This window comes from Anaerosalibacter sp. Marseille-P3206 (assembly GCF_900155565.1).
In the GTDB taxonomy this organism is placed as follows: domain Bacteria; phylum Bacillota; class Clostridia; order Tissierellales; family Sporanaerobacteraceae; genus FUHM01.
In genome coordinates this window covers 18,653-40,333 of record NZ_FUHM01000002.1, presented here as the reverse complement: position 1 = coordinate 40,333, position 21,681 = coordinate 18,653, and the positions used below count along the sequence as shown (strand labels likewise).

The 21,681-nt window shown below is 29.6% G+C and carries 21 protein-coding genes, 1 tRNA gene and 1 other annotated feature; of the genes, 3 read left to right on the top strand and 19 right to left on the bottom strand.

All coding sequences use genetic code 11. The annotated features are described in order from the left end of the window. Nucleotides 1–16 precede the first annotated feature (16 nt). From BQ9840_RS01350 to BQ9840_RS01335, 4 genes are all read right to left on the bottom strand, one after another. Nucleotides 17–454, bottom strand: a complete 438-nt coding sequence (locus tag BQ9840_RS01350) for a cell division protein SepF (RefSeq protein WP_077367312.1) — start codon at nucleotides 452–454, stop codon at nucleotides 17–19. Nucleotides 455–465: 11 nt separating this feature from the next. Continuing rightward, a complete protein-coding gene (locus BQ9840_RS01345; RefSeq protein WP_077370062.1) occupies nucleotides 466–1,155 on the bottom strand; it encodes a YggS family pyridoxal phosphate-dependent enzyme in 690 nt (229 codons plus the stop codon). Between the two features lie 17 nt (nucleotides 1,156–1,172). Continuing rightward, complete coding sequence (locus BQ9840_RS01340; RefSeq protein WP_077367310.1) at nucleotides 1,173–2,462, bottom strand: HlyD family efflux transporter periplasmic adaptor subunit; 1,290 nt, start codon at nucleotides 2,460–2,462, stop codon at nucleotides 1,173–1,175. 68 nt (nucleotides 2,463–2,530) lie between these two features. Further along, nucleotides 2,531–2,917 carry a hypothetical protein gene (locus tag BQ9840_RS01335; protein WP_077367308.1) on the bottom strand — a complete coding sequence of 129 codons (387 nt, stop codon included), beginning with the start codon at nucleotides 2,915–2,917 and terminating at the stop codon, nucleotides 2,531–2,533. A 129-nt stretch (nucleotides 2,918–3,046) separates the two neighbouring features. Here BQ9840_RS01335 and BQ9840_RS01330 point away from each other — a divergent pair. Next, a tRNA-Pro gene (locus tag BQ9840_RS01330) sits at nucleotides 3,047–3,123 on the top strand. Between the two features lie 31 nt (nucleotides 3,124–3,154). On the opposite strand, the gene spoIVA is transcribed toward BQ9840_RS01330, so the two are convergent. From spoIVA to BQ9840_RS01305, 5 genes are all read right to left on the bottom strand, one after another. Further along, nucleotides 3,155–4,633 (bottom strand): stage IV sporulation protein A, encoded by a 1,479-nt coding sequence (gene spoIVA, locus BQ9840_RS01325; RefSeq protein ID WP_077367306.1) that lies wholly within the window; start codon nucleotides 4,631–4,633, stop codon nucleotides 3,155–3,157. 155 nt (nucleotides 4,634–4,788) lie between these two features. After that, complete coding sequence (locus tag BQ9840_RS01320; RefSeq protein WP_077370061.1) at nucleotides 4,789–5,814, bottom strand: NAD(P)H-dependent glycerol-3-phosphate dehydrogenase; 1,026 nt, start codon at nucleotides 5,812–5,814, stop codon at nucleotides 4,789–4,791. Between the two features lie 26 nt (nucleotides 5,815–5,840). After that, nucleotides 5,841–6,440: a glycerol-3-phosphate 1-O-acyltransferase PlsY gene (gene plsY / locus BQ9840_RS01315; RefSeq protein WP_234978591.1), complete on the bottom strand. Its 600-nt coding sequence runs from the start codon at nucleotides 6,438–6,440 to the stop codon at nucleotides 5,841–5,843. Nucleotide 6,441: 1 nt separating this feature from the next. Continuing rightward, the gene (gene der, locus BQ9840_RS01310; protein ID WP_077367302.1) at nucleotides 6,442–7,755 is read right to left on the bottom strand and encodes a ribosome biogenesis GTPase Der; all 1,314 of its coding nucleotides are present in this window, start codon (nucleotides 7,753–7,755) and stop codon (nucleotides 6,442–6,444) included. 1 nt (nucleotide 7,756) lies between these two features. Then, nucleotides 7,757–9,109, bottom strand: a complete 1,353-nt coding sequence (locus BQ9840_RS01305; protein WP_234978590.1) for a DUF512 domain-containing protein — start codon at nucleotides 9,107–9,109, stop codon at nucleotides 7,757–7,759. Between the two features lie 271 nt (nucleotides 9,110–9,380). Between BQ9840_RS01305 and BQ9840_RS01300 the strand changes: the two genes are divergently transcribed. Together BQ9840_RS01300 and BQ9840_RS01295 are read left to right on the top strand one after the other, a co-directional pair. Further along, nucleotides 9,381–10,211: a threonine/serine ThrE exporter family protein gene (locus tag BQ9840_RS01300; RefSeq protein WP_077367298.1), complete on the top strand. Its 831-nt coding sequence runs from the start codon at nucleotides 9,381–9,383 to the stop codon at nucleotides 10,209–10,211. Next, nucleotides 10,212–10,646, top strand: coding sequence for a threonine/serine exporter family protein (locus tag BQ9840_RS01295; protein WP_077367296.1), 435 nt, complete (start codon nucleotides 10,212–10,214; stop codon nucleotides 10,644–10,646). Nucleotides 10,647–10,649: 3 nt separating this feature from the next. On the opposite strand, the gene BQ9840_RS01290 is transcribed toward BQ9840_RS01295, so the two are convergent. The 10 genes from BQ9840_RS01290 to recJ form a co-directional block, all read right to left on the bottom strand. Then, a complete protein-coding gene (locus tag BQ9840_RS01290) occupies nucleotides 10,650–10,922 on the bottom strand; it encodes a metal-sensitive transcriptional regulator (protein WP_234978589.1) in 273 nt (90 codons plus the stop codon). A gap of 19 nt (nucleotides 10,923–10,941) precedes the next feature. Further along, on the bottom strand, nucleotides 10,942–11,364 hold the full coding sequence (locus tag BQ9840_RS01285) for a SoxR reducing system RseC family protein (RefSeq protein WP_077367294.1): 423 nt from the start codon (nucleotides 11,362–11,364) through the stop codon (nucleotides 10,942–10,944). 10 nt (nucleotides 11,365–11,374) lie between these two features. Then, nucleotides 11,375–12,076 (bottom strand): tRNA threonylcarbamoyladenosine dehydratase, encoded by a 702-nt coding sequence (locus BQ9840_RS01280; protein WP_097677450.1) that lies wholly within the window; start codon nucleotides 12,074–12,076, stop codon nucleotides 11,375–11,377. A 47-nt stretch (nucleotides 12,077–12,123) separates the two neighbouring features. Beyond that, nucleotides 12,124–13,905 (bottom strand): aspartate--tRNA ligase, encoded by a 1,782-nt coding sequence (gene aspS / locus BQ9840_RS01275; protein WP_077367292.1) that lies wholly within the window; start codon nucleotides 13,903–13,905, stop codon nucleotides 12,124–12,126. A 43-nt stretch (nucleotides 13,906–13,948) separates the two neighbouring features. Continuing rightward, nucleotides 13,949–14,150, bottom strand: a binding site (T-box leader). A gap of 26 nt (nucleotides 14,151–14,176) precedes the next feature. Then, nucleotides 14,177–15,655: a coproporphyrinogen dehydrogenase HemZ gene (gene hemZ / locus BQ9840_RS01270; RefSeq protein WP_077367290.1), complete on the bottom strand. Its 1,479-nt coding sequence runs from the start codon at nucleotides 15,653–15,655 to the stop codon at nucleotides 14,177–14,179. An 11-nt stretch (nucleotides 15,656–15,666) separates the two neighbouring features. Continuing rightward, nucleotides 15,667–15,834, bottom strand: coding sequence for a hypothetical protein (locus BQ9840_RS12470; RefSeq protein WP_159436054.1), 168 nt, complete (start codon nucleotides 15,832–15,834; stop codon nucleotides 15,667–15,669). A 57-nt stretch (nucleotides 15,835–15,891) separates the two neighbouring features. Continuing rightward, nucleotides 15,892–16,515 carry an MBL fold metallo-hydrolase gene (locus BQ9840_RS01265; protein ID WP_077367288.1) on the bottom strand — a complete coding sequence of 208 codons (624 nt, stop codon included), beginning with the start codon at nucleotides 16,513–16,515 and terminating at the stop codon, nucleotides 15,892–15,894. Between the two features lie 11 nt (nucleotides 16,516–16,526). Continuing rightward, entirely contained in the window at nucleotides 16,527–16,976 is a 450-nt protein-coding gene (dtd, locus tag BQ9840_RS01260) for a D-aminoacyl-tRNA deacylase (protein WP_077367286.1), read from the bottom strand. A gap of 14 nt (nucleotides 16,977–16,990) precedes the next feature. Beyond that, nucleotides 16,991–19,153: a RelA/SpoT family protein gene (locus BQ9840_RS01255; protein ID WP_077367284.1), complete on the bottom strand. Its 2,163-nt coding sequence runs from the start codon at nucleotides 19,151–19,153 to the stop codon at nucleotides 16,991–16,993. Between the two features lie 53 nt (nucleotides 19,154–19,206). Continuing rightward, nucleotides 19,207–21,678, bottom strand: coding sequence for a single-stranded-DNA-specific exonuclease RecJ (gene recJ / locus BQ9840_RS01250; protein ID WP_077367282.1), 2,472 nt, complete (start codon nucleotides 21,676–21,678; stop codon nucleotides 19,207–19,209). Nucleotides 21,679–21,681: the final 3 nt, after the last annotated feature.

The following is a 21,681-nucleotide window of genomic DNA, read 5'->3' as shown; positions in this document are numbered from 1 at the left end:
TCTTATATTTCATATTTTACCAAGAAAACAAACCTTTACTCTTAATATCATCTTTAAGTCTTCCATCAATTTCAACATTGTTTGGAGCTAAAACAAAAATATCTTTTGTTACTTTATGAATATTTCCTTCAATAGCATAAATACCACCACTAACAAAATCAAATATTTGTTTTTTTGTTTCTAATTCCAAGTTTTCTAGGTTGATTACAACTGTTTTTCTCATTTTCAAGTCATCAATTATCTTTGGTGCATCTTCATAATTTAATGGTTCATGTACCACTAGTTTCATATTCATATTGTTATGAATACTTACAACTTTATTGTTTAATCTTACTGATTTAGGTACATCTAAATCCTCTTCATCTTCATAATCCTCTTCATACTCTTCTTCGTAGTCTTCTTCATAATCTTCAAGACCCATAAAATACTTAAACTTGTTTAAAAAAGCTGACATAACATTCCCCCCTAATATATTCTTTTACCAAATAATGCTGTTCCAATTCTTAACATGTTTGCTCCTTCTTCAATGGCTACTTCATAATCATTAGTCATACCCATTGAAAAATACTTCATTTCTACATTTTCATAATGTCTTTTTTCTATTTCAAGACCTAATTTCCTTAGGTCTCTGAAAACAAATCTAACTTCTTCTGGATCTTTAGCAAAAGGAGCCATAGTCATTAGTCCTTTTATCCTGATATTTTCAAACTCTAAAACAGATTCAATAAATGGCATTACCTTTTCTACTTTTAATCCATATTTACTTTCTTCTTCTGCCACATTTACTTGTATAAGTACATCTTTAATTAAATTATCTGATTTTGCTCTCTTATCAATTTCCTTTGCCAATGAAAGTCTGTCTAATGAATGTATTAAGCTAACCTTGTCTATAATATATTTAACTTTATTGCTTTGAAGATGTCCAATCATATGCCAATTTACATTTTTATCTATGCTATCATATTTTCTATTTATCTCTTGTACTTTATTCTCTCCAATATTGTCAATTCCTAAACTAATAGCTTCATTCATAACATCTGCTTCTACAGTTTTAGTTACAGCAATTAAGGTTACCTCATCTTTCATCCTGCCAGATCTTATCAATGCTTTTTCAATATTTTCTTGTATTCTAGAAAGATTTTCTTTAATAACTATTTTAAACACCTCCGTTGTCAATCTACTATTTGTCCTTCTTTAACTTTTCCACCACTTAAAAGGATTTCATCAAATAGTTTAACTGTCCTTACTTTTTTATCACTTCCTTTTGCATCTATATAACTATTACTATCACCTTTAGAAACTATTGCAAAATCATCGTTTTGCCCTAATATTTTAATTGGCCTAAATTTAATTATTCCACTTGTATCTTTGATGTAAACACCACTTATTCCTTCTTTTTCAGATATAGCTTTTAAAGGTATTTTTAATCCTTCATTACTTGATTTTATAATTTTAACATCTACATTTCTCAAATCATAATAATCATGGAAAAATTTATCAAACTTTACAACAATAAAAGCTTGTCCTTTGTTAGATTGCACTTTAACTAATCTTCCTCTAATCGGCTTATCATTATTGTTAATAACAAAAGTAACAAAATTTCCTTTTTCTAAACCATCTAATTTTTTTGCTTCATCAGTTGCAGCCATTATGTACCAATTATAATTATCCATTATTTTAAAAATGGTATCTCCTACACCTACTTTGTCCCCTTTTTCAATCTTACGTATCTTTTCTTCTGCTTTTTTCATATCATCAATAGAATATTCATTTATATTTTTACCATTAAAAACTTCTTCTAATCCATCAATTTTAAAACTGACAATACCTGCTTCTTGGGAAAAATAATTAATGGTATTGTTTTTAATCTCTTTAATCAATCTTTCTTTTTCTATATTTAATTGCTCTAAAGATTGATTTGCTAAAGTATCATCACCTGAAACAACAGCTTGTTTGCCCATTGAAGCATATAGTTGTTCTTTTAAAGAATTGACTTCATCATAATCTCCCTCAGCAACTTTTTGTTGTATCTTTTCTAATAATTCTTCTGTGTTTTGAATAGCTTTCTTGGTATCGTCGTTTATTTTGTTTTCTTTATTAATTTTTTCAATAGAATCAATCTTTTCGTTAACTTCATTAAGTTTAGTTTTTAAGGCAGATTGATCACTGTCTAATGTTACTTCTGCTATCTTAGCCCCTACTTTTACTCTTTCTCCTTCGTCTTTTAATATGTTTATCTTACCTTCCCCATCAGATTTATATAATCTTTCATTTCTAATAATCACAGCTTTTAAGTCTATAGACTCTTCTATAGAACCTTTTTCTACAAGAGTAGTCTTAATATTTGAAGCATAGAGCACAGGGACACTTCTAAAAAGTAAGTAGATTAAGACAAAAGATATGAAAAAAGCTCTTAGTTTTCTTTTCTTTTGTCTCTTTTTATCTCTTTCTTCCTTAGACATATTTACCATCCTTATCAATTTAATAGTTATCTATAACTTATTCTCTGTAAATATTAAAATTCCTTCAATTAAAGTACACTTTTTTTAAAAAACTTACCATACTTACTTATTATTTTGAACTTAATAATGTTATCAATTTTAAGTTTTTTTACTTCATCAGCATGAGTAACTAATATAATAGCTTTTTCCTTCCTCTTTGCTCCAATAATAATACCTTCTAGCTTCTTTTTATCTCTAAGAACAACTTTTACTTCATCTCCAGACTTCACTCTGTTTCCATCAAAAACAAACTCCTTTAAATCTGCTTCGTTTAAGTGTTCCTGCGTTACAGATTTTTTATTTATAACTATCATATGATTCTTTAAATATATTTTTTCTCTAAATACTGTAAATATATATCCGATTACACTAGTAATGAAAATCATTATAATAAAATATTTAAAATATACAATCAAATAAATACCCCCATGTTAAATTTAGTGATACTTACTATTTAGTATATCATAACCCTTTAATTACTTAAAGCCACTTTACAAAGTGTTTTCAATAATATATAATAATCTAAGTAAATATAATAATAGAATCGGGATGTAGCGCAGTTTGGTAGCGCACTTGACTGGGGGTCAAGGGGCCGCTGGTTCAAATCCAGTCATTCCGACCATATTAAAAGAGGGTAGAAAATCTACCCTCTTTTAAATTATTATACAAATTAAACCGCCACTGCCATCGTTAATTATTCTCTCTAGAGTCTTTCTCATTTTTTGTCTAGCATCTTCTGGCATCATATTCACTTTTCCTTGTAATTGTTCGTTTACCAAATCATATAACGATTTCCCAAATAAGTTTGATTCCCATATCTTTGATGGATCTCCTTCAAATTCATCTAAGAAATACTTAACTAACTCTTCACTTTGTTTTTCTGTTCCTATGAGAGGAGAGACTTCAGTTGTTATATCGCAACGCATGAAATGAAGAGAAGGAGCTTTTGCTTTCAATTTCACACCAAATCTATTTCCCTGCCTGTATATTTCAGGTTCTGCTAGCTCTAATTCTTCTAAGCTTGGACTTACTAACCCATATCCTACTTCTTTTGCTTCATTTAGTGCCTTAGAAATCTTGTCATATTCATTTTTCCCTTTAGATAATTTTGAAATTAGACCTAGTAGTTGATACTCACCTTCAATTACATAGCCAGTTAACTCTTTTAATACATTATAAAATAAATCCTCTTCCAATATTATATCTACATTTGCAATACCTTCACCCAATTTTATTTCTCGTATTACCGTATCTTTAATGGGTTCCAATTCTTTTAAACTATTAATTGATGAATCCACTTCACTTAACTTTTGAAGGGTATTAGTTGATTCCTTTAAATGTTCAAGTATGTTATTTTTTATTTTATGCTTTCTACTTAATCCTTCCATCCATCCTGGTAAGTTTATGTTTATTTCTTTAACTGGGAATTCAAATAGTATTTTTTCAAATATCTTTTCTAGATCATCTATCCCCATATTTAAACAATCTAATGCTACTACTGAAACATTATACTTATCTTCTAAGCTTTCCCTCAATGCTATTGTACTATCTAAGTTTGGATGTTTTGAATTTAATAATATAATAAAAGGTTTTTCTAACTCTTTAAGTTCATTTATTACTCTTTCTTCTGCCTTTATATAATTAGATCTGTCTATGTCAGTAATTGAACCATCGGTTGTTACAACTATGCCAATAGTAGAATGATCGGTTATAACTTTTCGTGTTCCGATTTCTGCAGCCTCTTCAAATGGTATTTCTTTTTCATACCAGGGCGTTGTAACCATTCTTGGAATATTTCCCTCTTCATGACCAAGTGCACCTTTTACTAAGTAACCTACACAGTCCACCATCCTAACTTTAAATTTAACATTATCTTTAAGTATCAATTCTACAGCCTCATTGGGAACAAACTTTGGCTCGGTAGTCATGATAGTTTTTCCTGATCCACTTAGCGGTAACTCATCTTTGGCTCTTTCCTTTTTATACTTGTTTTCAATATTAGGTAATACTAGAAGCTCCATAAACCGCTTAATAAAGGTAGACTTTCCTGTTCTTACTGGTCCTACAACTCCTACATAAATATCCCCATCAGTCCTCTCTGCCACATCTTTGTATATGTCAAATTTTTCCACTTTCTTCCCTCCTTCTCTAATATATTCATATATTAATTACTCATTTAACATTATATATATATGTTTAAGTAGTGATATTATGACTAAAAAAGCAAACAACCTATCTGTTGTTTGCTTTTTATTTAATAAAAAGACATACGAAAATGTATGTCTTTTTACCAATTAATATCTAAATTTTGGGAAATATCTTCCATTTCATGTTTTCTATCCCTAAGCATAAGATTTACTACTGAATTTTTGACATCCTTAGCTGAATATAGTACTTGATATATCTCTTGTGTAATTGGCATAACAACTTCATATTTTTGTGATAATTCATAAGCCGACTTAGTTGTTCTTATACCTTCTACGACCATACCAACTTTAGAAATTGCATTTTCCAAGGTTTCTCCTTGACCAATAAGGATTCCTGCTCTTCTATTTCTACTATGCATACTTGTACAAGTAACGATTAAATCTCCAATACCTGCAAGTCCTGCAAATGTTTCATAGTTTCCCCCCATTTTTACACCTAATCTAGCCATCTCTATACTACCCCTAGTCATGAGAGCGGCTTTTGTATTGTCCCCATATCCCAATCCATCAGAAATTCCTGCTCCTAAAGCTATTACATTCTTAAGTGCCCCTCCTAATTCTACACCTATGACATCAGGATTTGTGTATACTCTAAATTTTGGAGCCATAAATGTGTCTTGTGTATACTCAGCAACTTGTCTATCACTTGAAGCTACAACAACAGTTGTAGGCAAATCTCTAGCTACTTCTTCAGCATGGGAAGGTCCAGAAAGCATCGCATACTTATTTTCCGGTAAAACTTCCTTGACAATTTGTGAAACTGTCATAAGACTCTCGTTTTCAATTCCTTTAGCAACATTGACAATTAATTGATTTGGTTTTATGTATTTCTTCCCCTCTGTCAATACTTCCCTAACACCATGAGAAGGTACTGATATAACAATTACATCTTTATTTGATATGGTTTTTTCTAAATCATTTGTAACGTTTACATTTGTAGGTATAATAACTCCTGGCAAATACTTTACATTTTCTCTAGTAAGTCTTATTTCGTCTATTTGCTTCTGATTTCTTAACCACAAATCTACATTGTACCCTTTTTTGGAAAGAAGAATGGCTAAAGCTGTTCCCCAGCTACCTCCTCCTATCATTCCAATTTTATCCATCACATAAATCTCCTCCTAAGTAATCTTCAGTTTACTCTTTGGCCTAATTTAGATTCTTCACCTCTTAACAGCCTAACTATATTACTTCTATGCCTAAATATAGCCATACTTGCCAAAACAATAGTACATATTAAGAAGTTTTTATCAAAAGGTCTTTTTAAAACACATCCTAGAAAAGGTACCAAAACTGTTGCTGTTATCGAACCTAAAGAAACATATCTAGTTTTATATATTACAAAAAAACCAATTGCGATACATACAAGTGCTGTTGGTAAATGCAAATATAACATAACACCTAAAGATGTAGCAATACCCTTTCCTCCTTTAAACTTAAGAAGTAGTGGCCAATTATGTCCAATAACAACAAATATACCTGCTATAAGAGCTCCATCATATCCTAAAAAATAATTACCTATATTAACTGCTATAATTCCTTTTAAAATATCTAGAACAAAAGATGCAAGTCCTAATTTAAGTCCAAATACTCTTAGCGCATTTGTTGCTCCTGCATTCCCACTACCATAATTCCTAACATCCTTGTTCTTAAATACTTTTCCCAATATAAAAGCAGAAGAAAAATTCCCAATTAAATAGGATACAATACAAATGATCAATACCTTATTCAAGTTAATCCCCCTTTTCATTAAATTCGATTCGAATTGGAGTCCCTTCAAATCCAAAATTTTCACGGAACTGGTTTTCTAAATACCTTGTATAAGAAAAATGTAATAGTTCCTTGTCATTTATAAATATGACAAACTTAGGTGGTTTTATACCAACTTGAGTTCCATAATATATTTTAAGTCTCCTGCCTTTATCTGTAGGTGGTGGATTTAAAATCACTGCTTCATTTATTATATCATTAAGTATCCCTGTTTTAGCTCTAAATGTGTAGTTCTTATAAACTTCTTTTATTAAGTCAAATATTTTGTGAACCCTCTTCCCTGTTTTTGCAGAAACAAAAATAATTGGTGCATAGGTGATAAAAGATAATATATTTCTTGTTTTCTTCTCAAATTCTAAATATGTCTTATTTGACTTTTCTACTAGATCCCATTTGTTTATTGCAATAATCAAGCCTTTACCTTGTTCATGAGCAAGACCAGCTATTCTAGCATCCTGTTCACTAACTCCTTCAGTTGCATCAATCATTAAAATACATATATCAGCTCTCTCTATAGCTGTATAAGACCTTATGACACTATATCTTTCAACATTTTCTGATACATTTCTCTTTCTCCTAATTCCAGCTGTATCTATAAATACATACTTTTCATCCCCACGCTCAAAATAAGTATCAATCGCATCTCTAGTTGTACCAGGAATATTACTAACAATTACTCTTTCTTCCCCTAAAATATTATTAACAAGAGATGACTTTCCAGCATTTGGCTTCCCAATTACAGCTACTTTTATAACATCTTCATCGTATTCTGTTTCCTTTTCAGATGGAAATTTCTCAACTACTTTATCTAATAAATCACCCAATCCAAGACTCTGTCCTGCTGATACAGCTATAGGATCTCCAAGACCTAATTCATAAAACTCATATATATCATGAGGTGTTTTAGGTGTATCTATTTTGTTGCATACTAATACAACATTTTTACCTGACTTCCTAAGCATATTAGCTATTTCCATATCTGAACTAGTAATACCTGCTAACCCATCAACAACAAACATTATAACATCTGCTGTTTCTATGGCCATTTCAGCCTGTCTTCTAATCTGTGAAAGTATAGTATCTTCACTAAAAGGTTCAATACCACCAGTATCTATAAGAATAAAATACTTATTCAACCATTCAGCTTCTGCATATATTCTATCCCTCGTCACACCTGGAGCATCTTCTATAATAGAAATTCTCTGTCCTACAATTCTATTAAATAATGTAGATTTTCCAACATTTGGTCTACCTACAATACAAACAACTGGCTTCATATTATTTCACATCCTTTTTAAATATATTTACAAAATGACTTCCTGAAACTTTAGAAGTAATAATTCTTGTATCTAATATTTTTTCAATATCACTTAGAGTATAGTCATCTAAAAAAACATCTTCCCCACTTCTAAGCATTGATTCTGGTATTATTATTCCATCAAACTCCTTATAATCTTTAAGTTGATCTATTAAATCTCCTCCAGTAACTAGTCCAGATACTGTAATTGTATCTCCAAAAAAATTATTCTTTATTGGAACTACTACTATATTTAATCCTTTAATTTTATCCATAACCATTTTACAAATGTTTTCCATATAATTTGCTGCTAATGTTCCAGTTGCTAGAATATATTTTTTATTGTTACTTACATCAACTTTTATCTTTTTTAATGCTTGATCAACTTCGTAGAAAAAAAGCCTCATAAGTCCTACTCCGTTTTCTATTTGAGGAAATCCTTCATATTGATCATAAATAGGAACTTCTATACCTGCTACGCAAAAAAATTCATCAGATGGAAAAACAAATCTAGTTCCTAATTTTGAAATAAAATGATTTTGCTTTTCTTTTAACTGTTTTATTAATTTTAAGGAACCTTGACTATCAAAAGGTTCAATATGATGAAGACCTTCTCTATACTTTGTAATACCTACTGGTACTACAGCAACGCTATTTATACTTGGGTATAAACTTGACAAATCTTCTAAAGTTCTATCTAATTCACTACCATCATTAACTCCTGGAACCAACACTATTTGACAATTCATTTCTATCTTAGCTTCACTAAATTTCTTTAAAATACCAAAGAGCTTTCCTGCATTCTTATTATTTAACATCTTTATTCTAAGTTCTGGATTTGTAGTATGAACAGATATATTTATAGGACTAATCCTATATTTTACAATTCTTTCTATATCTTCATCATTTAAATTAGTAAGGGTAATAAAATTTCCCTGAAGAAAAGACAATCTAGAATCGTCATCTTTAAAGTATAATGTTTTTCTCATTCCCTTTGGGAGTTGGTCTATAAAACAAAACATACATTTATTTCTACAACTTTTTGCCTTATCTATAAGTGGATTTGTAAAAAATATTCCCAAGTCTTCGTCATATTCTTTTTCTATCTCGAATTCCCATATATCTCCATTTTCCTTTTCTATACTTACTACTACATAATCATCTGATATTAAAAATTTGTAATCTATAATATCCTTAACTTCACAATCATTTATAGAAACAAGTACATCTCCTGGTACTATGCCAAGTTCTTCTGCTATACTATTCTTTTTAACATTCTCTATTATATTCTTACCTTTATCTATTGTTTTTAATTCCATAATATTTCCTTTCATATTTTATTAATTATATTTTATTATAGTAAATTGTTTATGTAAATAGATTAGAGATAAATCTAAAGCATAACTATCATATCATATACTAAATGAGAGTTAAAAGCTATAATTTCTCTTTATCAAGAGAAATTTCACACTAACTTTATTTAAAATTAATGTGAAATCTCTAACTAAACTATTATGTACTTGAAAATTATGCATTTAATATTATAATGTAATATGTATCTTTATTGAATAATTATTTTTCATATTTAAATTATACAAGTTAAATATGAACTTTGCCAGTAAAAATCCTATAATTGAGGTGATATATTTGACCCCTGAAGAAAAACTTAAAAAAAAAGAAGCAAAAGATCTTTTATTATTAGCAACTAGAGCAGGTAGTATAATGCTTCAAAATGGAGCAGAAACTTATCGTGTAGAAGATACTATAGTTAGGATATGCAAATCGAGAAAATATATCCAAGCTGTTGATGCCTTTGTTACACCAACAGGTATATTTGCTTCCTTAGAATGTCAAGGAGAGCTTATCACAAATATTCAAAGAATAAAATCAATAAAAATTGATTTGAATAAAGTTGACTTAATAAATAATTTTTCAAGAAAATTTGTTAACTCTAATATGACTACAAAACAAGGAATGTCTGAATTAATAAAAATAAATATGATACAAAGTTATAGCCAAGCTGAAATAGTAATCTATGGTAGCCTTTCTGCAGCCTTTTTCTCTATATTGTTTGGTGGTTCTAGTCTTGATTTTGTTTCAAGCTTTCTAATTAGTGCTATTGTTATAATATGCACAACAATATTAGGTAAATACAATATTACTTTTTTTATCAGTAATTTTTGTGGTGCTGCCATTGCTTCAATATTATCTATATTTTTTATAAAGATAGGTATGGGTCAAAATATGGACAAAATAATAATAGGTTCACTTATGCCATTAGTTCCAGGAGTATCTATAACAAATGCAATAAGAGATACTATGTCTGGTGAATTTGTATCAGGATTATCACGAGGAATGGAAGCTTTCGTAATAGCTTCTGCTATAGCTTTTGGTGCAGGTTTTGTATTAAATATATATTTTAAAGGACTGGTTTAGATGGAATTTATAAAAGCATTTATTTTTTCTTTTTGCGGAACTCTAGGATTTTCAGTACTATTTAGGACTCCTAGAGATTCACTAATAAAAACAGGTATATTAGGAGGACTGGGTTGGGTAGTCAATTTGATTATGACTGATTTTACCAATTCATCAGTAACAGGAATGTTCTTTGGAGCACTAACTGTTGGAATACTTGGCGAAATACTAGCAAAACGTTTTAAAAAACCTGCCACAATATTTATAATACCAGGTATAATAACGCTGGTTCCAGGGGCAGGTATGTATTATACCATGTTGGCATTAATCAAAAAAAGATTTTATGATGCTATAAAAACCGGAACTGAAACAATTTTTATAGCTGCAGCTATTGCCATTGGCATAATACTTTCTTCAACATTGAGTAATTCTATTAAAAGATTCAAAAGCAAATAATATCTATTTTGTATACTTGATCATAATGTCTATTAAATCATCTAATGCTGTTTCATCCGTATCATCTTTTAATGATTCTTTTAGACAATCTTTCATATGATCTTGAAGTATTATTCCTCCTACTTTATTCAGAGCTGCCCTAGCTGCAGCTATCTGAATAAGTATGTCCCCACAGCATTTTCCTTCGTCTACCATCTTTTGTATACCTTTTACTTGTCCTTCAATTCTTTTCAATCTATTCATAATTGAATCTTTATCATTTTTTTTTGACTTCAATTCTAAAACCCCCTTAAAACTATAGTTTCCTAATCATTTCAAAATTCAAATTCTCATCATTAGATACTTTTTTATCAATTTTTTTTAGTATTATATATGAAAAACTTAAAAAAATTAGCCCAGTTAAAAATCCATAATTCTCATAATTCTTATTTCCTAATGTTTTAAAAACATATATACCTAAAAACATTCCAAATAATAACATTAAAAATGGAATCATATACAAGATCATGGTAGATTTAATAAAACCTTTTGTTTTTCCCTGTATCTCTACATAATCCCCCTCTTTTACATTTAAGGTATTGGGGATTTTAATTTTTATAGGTGGAATATTACATTCTCCAGAACAACTATCACAACTATGGCCACAAGCTGATACTCTCTTAACTTCAATTTCAGCCTTGTCACCATAAATATTTGTTACTAAGCCAACTTGTTCCATTTCTTACCTCCTAAATAATCAAATCTTTTATAACCTCAGAAGCTATAATTAAACCTGCAACAGACGGTACAGTAGATATACTTCCTGGTATAGACTTACCAGTAACTTCATTTACTAAATTTGTTTTTATGGGTTCTTCTTCAGACCATACAACTTTTAAATTTTTTATACCTCTTTTCCTTAATTCTCTTCTCATAACTTTAGCAAGTGGACAAACTTTTGTATCAAAAATATCTCCTACTTTAAGCATAGTAGGAGATAACTTATTTCCAGTCCCCATGCTGCTTATGATAGGAATATTGAGTGATTTACACTTTTGTATTAGTTCTAACTTAGATGTAACCATATCAATAGCATCTACTACATAGCTATATTCCTTATTCACTAACTCATCAATATTGCTCTTATTTAAACAAATATTAAATATATCTACACTGATTTTGGGATTAATTGAAAGTATTCTTTCTTTCATCACTTCTGTTTTTTGTCTACCAACTGTATTAAAATTAGCATGAATTTGTCTATTAATATTAGTAATGTCTATTATATCATAATCTACCAAAACAATATGCCCTATCCCGGAACGAACTAATCCCTCAGCTACAAATGAACCCACTCCACCTATTCCAAAAATACAAACAGTGGAATCCTTTAATTTATCCATTGCATCAATACCTAATAACAATTCAGTTCTATCAAATTGTTTTCCCAAAATTATCACCTACATTTTATATTATCCAGGGCAAATGCCCTGGAATATTATTTTTCTAAATCTAATTTTATATGTGCTTCTTTTAACTGTTCTGATCTAACATTTGTAGGTGCTTCAGTCAACAGACATGTTGCACTTTGAGTCTTTGGAAATGCAATAACATCTCTTATATTATCCATTCCTGTTAATAGCATTATAAGTCTATCAAATCCATAAGCCAATCCTCCATGAGGTGGTGTTCCATATTTAAAAGCATTTAGTAAAAATCCAAACTTATCCCAAGCTTCTTCCATAGTAAATCCAAGTGCTTTAAACATTCTTTCTTGAAGATCCTTGTTATTAATCCTGATACTTCCTCCACCCATTTCATCTCCATTAATAACTATATCATAAGCCTTTGCTCTAACTTTTTCAGGTTCTGTCTCAAGTAGATGAATATCTTCTTCCATTGGATGAGTAAATGGATGGTGCTTAGCTACATATCTACCTTCTTCTTCATCATATTCAAATAATGGGAACTCAGTTATCCAAACTAATTTAAGAGCATTTTTATCAATTATATCAAGCCTTTTAGCAACTTCAACTCTTAAATTTCCTAAGCTATCAAATACTACAGAAGGTTTATCTGCAACAAATAATAATAAGTCCCCTTCTTTTCCACTCATTCTTTCAATGATTCCATCAAGTTCTTCTTCACTTAAAAACTTAGCTATTGGAGATGATATTCCTTCATTAGTAATTTTTATCCACGCCAATCCCTTAGCACCAAAAGTCTTTACAAAGTCCTCTAATTTAGAAATATCCTTTCTAGAAAACTTATCTTCATATCCATTAATATTTATCCCTCTAACCTGACCTTTGTTTTCTATAGTGCCACTAAAAACTTTAAAGCTAGAATTAGCTACTATATCACTTATATCAACAATTTCGAATCCAAATCTCAAATCTGGTTTATCTGAACCAAATCTATTCATGGCTTCATTATATGTCATTCTATTTATAGGTAATTTAATTTCAATACCTTTCATTTCTTTAAACAGTTTATATATTAATCTTTCATTTAACTCAATTACATCATCTACATCTACAAAAGACATTTCCATGTCTACTTGAGTAAATTCAGGTTGTCTATTTGCCCTTAAATCTTCATCTCTAAAGCATCTTACTATCTGATAGTATCTATCCATACCTGAAACCATCAAAAGTTGTTTCATAAGTTGTGGTGATTGAGGTAATGCATAAAATTGTCCTGGATTTACTCTACTTGGTACCAAATAGTCTCTAGCTCCTTCTGGAGTAGGTTTAGTTAGCATTGGTGTTTCGATTTCAATAAAATTATTTTCGTCAAGAAAATCTCTTATGATTTTAGCAGCCTTATGTCTTGTTTTAAGATTTTTTTGCATAGAAGGCTTCCTTAAATCTAGATACCTGTATTTTAATCTCATTGACTCTGAAACTTCATCATTATCTTTTATATAGATTGGTGGCGTTTCAGCTTCATCAAGAATTTTCAACTCTTCTGCTAATATTTCTACCTCTCCTGTAGGAATATCTTTGTTAACTGATTCCCTCCTTCTTACAACTCCCCTAACAGCTATAACATATTCACTTCTAAGTAATTCTGCAAGTTCAAATAATTCTTTTGAAATAGTATCATCAAAAACAATTTGAGATATTCCAGTTGTATCCCTTAAATCTGCAAATATAAGTGAACCCAAATTTCTTTGTTTTTGGACCCACCCCATTAAAACTACTTCTTCTCCAATATTTGATTCTCTTAAATTTCCACACATATGAGTTCTTCTAAGGTTTCCCATATTTTCTCCCATTTAATAACCTCCTTATCATAAATAAAGCCCCTCGTTCCTGATATTCAGGGACGAGAAGCTTTTCTCGCGGTGCCACCCTAATTAGGTATATACCTCACTTAAAATTCTAACGTCTTTAATCGATGAATTTAAAATCATATTCATCAATTGAAGTTGTCTTCATTAAATATTTCCATCGGATTTCCACCAACACCGACTCTCTATAGGAAAGAGATTTAACTACTAGTACTTCCCCGTATAAAATATGTTTTTAATCATTATATGCTATATATTAGATACTGTCAATGTAATATTTCTTTCTTTCAACCATTTCAGCTGTTCTATTGAGATAATCATGTAATCCTTTTACATTAGGTACTCTTTCAATTCTATTCTCTGAAGGGTAAAATATCTTGGATACTCCACCAGCACCTACTGCTATAATTGTTTCCTTCTCCTCCATAATAAGAATATTATAAACACATTCCTTTCCTTTAATCGCATAACCAACATTTTCAAAGTTTCCAAGCATTTGCTTTTGTCTATATAGATAATAAGGGCTTAATTTTAAATGTTCAGCATATGTTTTACATAACTTAAGGCAATTATTTATTGTATCTTGGTCTCCTAGAGAATATTCACTAACATGATCAACAAACTTAGAACCTCTTTTTATAGCTAATGTATGAACAGTTAAATTTTCTGGCTCTAAATTTGAGATTTCTTCTAATGTATACCTTATTTCATCAGTTCCTTCTCCAGGTAGTCCAACAATTAAATCCATATTAATTAAATCAAAACCCATATTTCTAGCCAATTTAAATGAATCTATTATATCTTTCTTTGTGTGAAATCTGCCTATTGTCTTTAATGTTTTTTCGTTCATTGTTTGAGGATTTATACTTATTCTATCTATTTGATTGTCCTTAAGCATTTTTAACATATCTACATTAATAGTATCTGGTCTTCCTGCTTCAACAGTTATTTCGCTTATATTTTCTCTCCCAAATAATTCGTATATAGTTTTAATTATTTTTTCTAAATTTCTTGTAGGAATAGATGTTGGAGTGCCACCACCTATGTAAACAGTATGTATCTTTTTGTTTTGGAGTACTTTCTTAATATTGTTCAATTCATATACTACACTATCTGTATAGTCATCAACAAGATTTCTAACTAACTCAATAGGGTTTGATGGAAAAGAACAATAAATGCATCTGGTAGGACAAAATGGAACACTTACATAAAGACTAAATTTATCTTTGTCCATTGGATAAATAAAACTTCTCTGTGTATTTGCTATATCAATAATTAATTTTGCTTTTTCTGAATATAGCTTGTATTCATTTATAAGAATATCATATATAGTAGTGTTATCAAATCCATCATCCATCAATTCATTAACTATCTTTACTGGTCTTACTCCTGTTAATATACCCCAAGGAGCTTTCATTTTTACAATCTTAGAAAGTGCGCCATATAAAGATTGCTTTATTCCCGTTTTAATTTTCTTCTCTATACTATTAATTTTTAAATCTATGCTTTTTATAGAATTTACCTTATATTTACTTACAATATCTCCATCAACTAGTACACTTGTCGCACTACAAAGATCAGAGCCATTTTCAATTAAGTTATTTTTAATGAGAATACCTTTATAAGGGTGTTCTTCTTCACTTTCAATAAATTCTACGTCTTCATTAAAAAAAGCTCTTACTAAACCATAAACCTCGTAATTATAGCTATGTCCATCTAAATAAACCCACACCATAATAATTCTCCTTAAAAGTCTTTATCTATATCCTGTATCATTCTATCTACATGTACTTTTGGAATACCTAATTCTTTAGCTATTTCATCATTATCAAGACCTCTTTCGATTAAGTCATCAATCTCATGTAAGTCTATAGGCTCATTATTCCTTTTAGAAAACAAACCTCTTCCTTTCATTAGTCCACCTCCTAAAAAGCTTATCTTTAAGTTTCCCAGATAGGTGACTAACTATTCTTAATTAATTATAAAAGGATTGTACTTTTTCTCTCTACCAATGGTTGATGAAGGTCCATGTCCTGGAAAAACTTCTGTTTCATCAGGATATTTAACAAGTTTATCCTTAATAGAACTGATTATTGCCTCATACGAACCACCTTCAAAATCAGTTCTCCCAATAGAACCAGCAAAAAGAGTATCTCCTGTAAACAAATTATTGCCTATTTTGATGCTAATCCCCCCTGGGGTATGACCAGGAGTATGTATAATATCTATATCATACTCTCCTAGCTTTAGCTTATCTCCATCTTTAAGAAGTTTATCTGGGGAAATTTCTACTTTATTCATAGACATCATACTTGATAAGTTTTTAACTGAATCTTTTAAATAATCCTCATCTTCACTATGGATCAATACTGGAGCATTGGTTCCATTTTTTACTTCCAACACACCGCCTATATGATCTCCATGACCATGAGTTAAAATTATATACTTAACATCAATTTTCAAATCGTTTATTCTCTTTAATATTTCTTCTCCTTCTCCACCTGGATCAATTACTAAAGCTTCCTTAGTATCTTTGCAATATACAATATAACAATTGGCAGCATAAACACCTACAGGTAATCTTTCAACTATCAAATTAATCCCTCCTAGAACGTTTTTTTACTATCTAAAAGTATTGTAACTGGACCACCATTTTCAATATTAACCTTCATATTAGCACCAAATTTTCCTTCTTCTACTTTTATATCGTATTCCCTACATTTTTTAATAAAATCCATGTACATCTTTTCTGCAATTTCAGCGGAAGCAGAAGAAGTGAAATTTGGCCTTTTGCCTTTTCTAACATCGCCATAAAGTGTAAATTGTGAAACTACTAAAAGCTCACCTTTTACATCTAACAATGATAGATTCATTTTACCCTTATCGTCTTCAAATATCCTTAATCCTATAACCTTTTCTACCAAATAATTTAAATCAACTTCATCATCTTCATTGCCTATACCTAAAAATACTAGTAATCCGTCATCTATTTCTCCAATAATTTTTCCATCTACTTCTACATTTGAATGATTAACTCTTTGCACTACAGCCCTCATATAAGTCATCCTTTCTAAGTTGTCACTCTATATGCATCAATAACTCCTCTAACTCTTTTTATTTTCTTTAATAATTCCCTAAGTTGTTCTACATTCTTAATTTCAAGAGTAATATTCATAATAACTAATTTTTCTTTATTGGTTCTAGCATTTAAAGAAATAACAGCTAAATCAGCATCAGTTATTTTTTGAGTTATATCAGTTAAAAGTCCAGGTCTATCAGTTGCTTTAATCTGAATTTCTGCCTGATAAGATGCTTTTTTGTCTGTATCCCATTCTATATCTATATATCTTTCGTGATTTCCTAAACCTTCAATATTAGGGCAATCCTTCCTGTGTATAGAAACCCCTCTACCTCTAGTTATATATCCGATTATATCATCACCAGGAACAGGATTACAACATTTTGAAAATCGTACTTTAATATTATCTACTCCCTTGATACTTACACCTTGAGTAAGGCTATTTTCTCTTTTAGATGAAGTAGATTGAGTTTTTGTTTCTAATATCTTTTTGTCATCCTTATTTTCATAATAATCTTTATGATAATCCTTAAGCCTTTGCATAACTTGAGTTAATGTAATACTGCCATAACCAATAGCAGCATATAAATCATCTACATTATTAATACTCAATTTATTGGCAATAGATTTTAGCCAATCATCTTTCAACATTTCAGTTAACTTAAACCCTTGCCTTTTTACTTCTTTTTCCAGCATATCTTTTCCTTTGATAATATTGAAATCTCTATCTTCTTTTTTAAACCATTGTCTAATTTTTGACTTAGCCTGACTACTCTTTACAATCTTTAACCAATCCCTACTAGGTCCAGTATTACTAGCTGAAGTAATAACGTCAACAATATTTCCATTTTTTAATTTATAATCAATAGGAACTATTCTACCATCAACCTTTGCACCTACACAATTGTTTCCAACAGCAGTATGAACCCTATAAGCAAAATCTATTGGTGTTGACCCATTAGGAAGATTTATAACATCTCCTTTTGGAGTAAATACAAACACTTCATCAGTAAAAAAGTCAATTTTCAATGATTCCATAAATTCCTTTGGATCTTTCATTTCTTTTTGCCATTCTAAAAGTTGCCTTAACCAAGTAAGTTTTTCATCAAAATTATCAGCTTTAACAGTTCCTTCTTTATATTTCCAATGGGCAGCAATCCCATATTCAGCTGTTCTATGCATATCCCAAGTTCTGATTTGAACTTCAAAAGGCTCTCCCTGAGGCCCTATCACTGTAGTATGAATAGACTGATACATATTAGGCTTAGGCATAGCTATATAGTCTTTAAACCTGCCTGGAATAGGCTTCCACATTGTATGAACTATTCCCAATGCTCCATAGCAATCCTTTACATTATCTACAATTATTCTTATTGCAGTTAAATCAAATATTTGTTCAAAACTTTTATTTTGATACACCATTTTTCTATATATACTATAAAAATTCTTAGGTCGCCCATTTATTTCATGAGATATTTCCATCTCATTTAGTTTTTTGCTAAGAGTTTCTATAATCATCTGAATATATGCTTCTCTATCTTTTCTTCTCTTAGATACCTTATCAACCAAGTCATAATATCCTTCTGGATCTAAATATCTTAATGATAGGTCTTCAAGTTCCCATTTGATCTTAGAAATACCTAGTCTATGAGCTAATGGAGCATATATTTCAATAGTCTCCAATGCCTTTTCTTTTTTCTTTTCTTCACTCATATATTCTAAAGTCCTCATATTATGCAATCTATCTGCGAGTTTAATGATAATAACTCTAATATCTTTTGCCATAGCTACTACCATCTTTCTTAAATTTTCTGCCTGATTTTCTTGCTTTGTCTTATATTTTAATTTCTTTAGCTTAGTAACACCTTCAACTAAATTTGCTACATCTTCACCAAATTCTTCCTCTAATCTCTCATGGGTTACATCAGTATCCTCAATTACATCATGAAGCAATCCTGCTATAATCGTATCAGTATCCATATTCAAATCCGCAAGAATCATAGCTACATTATATGGATGTATAAAAAACCTTTCTCCTGAGTTTCTATATTGACCGTCATGAGCTGTTTCAGCAAAATTATAGGCTTTAACTAATTGTTTCATATCTGCATGTGAATTATATTGTTCAATTCTTAAAATCAGATTTTCTAACATATCATCACCCACTATCCAAATCTATTTTAACTATATAATTTTCTATTATAAAATTAGTATTTATTTAAATCATACAAGTATCTTAATTTAGAATTATTCAATATGTCAATCTTTTCATTTGATCTATTTAGAATTTTAATATAAAAATAATCATCTTGATAAATATAATCTATAAGTTTTAATTCCTTAAACATTTCAAAAGTTAAATCCAACTTAGGTTTTGTAATATATTTATCTAATTTATTATTGATTGAGTTTAAATACATATCTGGTTCTATTTTTAAAACTTCAAACTTATTTGAAAAAATAGTCTTATATATTAATCTCATTTCATTTTTGGTTGGCAATAAATTAGACAATACTTTTTTATTTAATTCAATATCATTTTTGTTAAATAAAAACTCAATATTAGCGTTATCTTTCTTGTCCATAAGTATACCCATAAAACTTTCATCATAGCTCAAATCATAAAAAATAATTTCATCATAACTAGATACATCAATCTCTGACATTAAGGGTAAGATTACTACATTGTTTTCTTTATTGTTATCACAACAGTTATATGAAAAAGAAGTCTTTCTTAAAAACTCCCTGCCTTGCAAAGTTGCATTGCTAATTAAAGTATTTGCATTTAAATAATTAAAAACTAAAACTAATAATCCTTTACTTTTATTTAATCTATCCACTGTATAACTTAATCTGTTTTCAATATTTGAAAAACTGCACTCTATATTTTTGCTACTACATTTCATATCTGTACTATTTAAAAACTTCTTTAATGCATAATAATAATCACGCCCTAGAATAGGGTCACTGTACTTAGCACTAGTTATTTCTTTAATGATAAACTGAGGATTAACATTTCCCATGTATTCATTTATATCTAAGTTTACAATAATATCAACTAAATCTCCACTATTTAATATATTTCCATATTCCCCCATGCTAAAACCAATACCATCTATTATTTTATCATCTTTATTTAATTGTACTTTTAGATGCTTATTGTCTTTTCCAATTTGTCGAATATTTTTAATATGTCCATCAGTAAATATAAACTTCGGTGAAGGATTATCGATTCCAAATGGTTCAAGTTCATTTATTTCTTTAATAGTCTTAATTGTTACATCTTTAGCTTCAACCTCACAATCAACTACTACCTCTTGAATAAAATCTTCCTCATCTAAAAACTCTTCTGCAATATTATTTATACTCTCTCTAAATTCATCTATTTTTTCTGTCTTAATTAGAATACCAGCAGCTTGTCTATGTCCACCAAATTTTTCAAACATATCGCTACATTTAGATAACCCATCATATATATCAAAAGTGGGTATACTTCTAGCAGAACCTCTTGCCAAATCACCTTCTATTGAAAAAAGTATAGTTGGTTTAAAATACTTATCTGTTACTTTTGAAGCACAAATTCCAATAATCCCAGAATGCCATTTATCAGAAGCCAGCACTATAACTTTATCCTTATCCAAGTCTACAGTTTTTTCTATTAATTCATCTATATCTTTTAAAATCTCTTCTTCTAAATCTTGCCTAGTTTTATTTTCTTCATCTAATTTTTCCGCAAGCTTAATAGCCTCATCATAATTATCAGATGTAAACAACGAAACTCCAATTGAAGGATCTCCAAGCCTCCCTGCTGCATTTAATCTTGGCCCTAATACAAATCCCATATGATAAGCTGATAATTTCTTATCTTTAAGATTAGTAACTTCTAATAGAGCTTTAATTCCAAAGTTTTTTGATCTCTCCATATACAAAAGTCCATTTTTAACTATTATCCTATTTTCTCCTACTAATGGCATGACATCTGCAACAGTACCTAATGCTACAATAGGTAATATTTCTTCGTAATTAATAGGTATATCTAATTTCATAAGTAAAGCTTCTATTAATTTAAAAGCCACCCCAACACCAGCCAAATTATTAAATGGATATTCGTCATCTTCTCTATTTGGATTCACTACAGCTAAAGCACTAGGGAGTTTTTCTTTACATTGATGATGATCTGTTATGATAACATCAATTCCCTTATTATTTAAATATTCTACCTCATCAAAACTTGTAATACCACAATCAACAGTAATAAGTAAATTTGCTTTTCGTTTAGCTATATAATCTACTGCATCTATATTTAGACCATATCCTTCTTCTAATCTATTAGGAATATAATGAAAATACTTTAATTTCAATTTGTTAAAAATAATAGATAGTAAAGATGTACTAGTAACACCATCAGCATCATAATCTCCATAAATACATATTACTTCATCCTTATTAATAGCATTTATAATTCTATCTACTGCTTTGTCAATATCCTTTAGCAAAAATGGATCATGTAAATTATCTAAATCTGTATGCAAAAAATCTCTTGCCTTTTCAACAGTATTAAACCCTCTATTAATTAAAACTTTAGCAGTAAGAGAAGATATTTTCAATGTATTTGTCAATTTTTCAATTTGGGAATAGTCTTCGTTATAAAGTTTGTATGTTTTTTGGAACTTTATCATTTA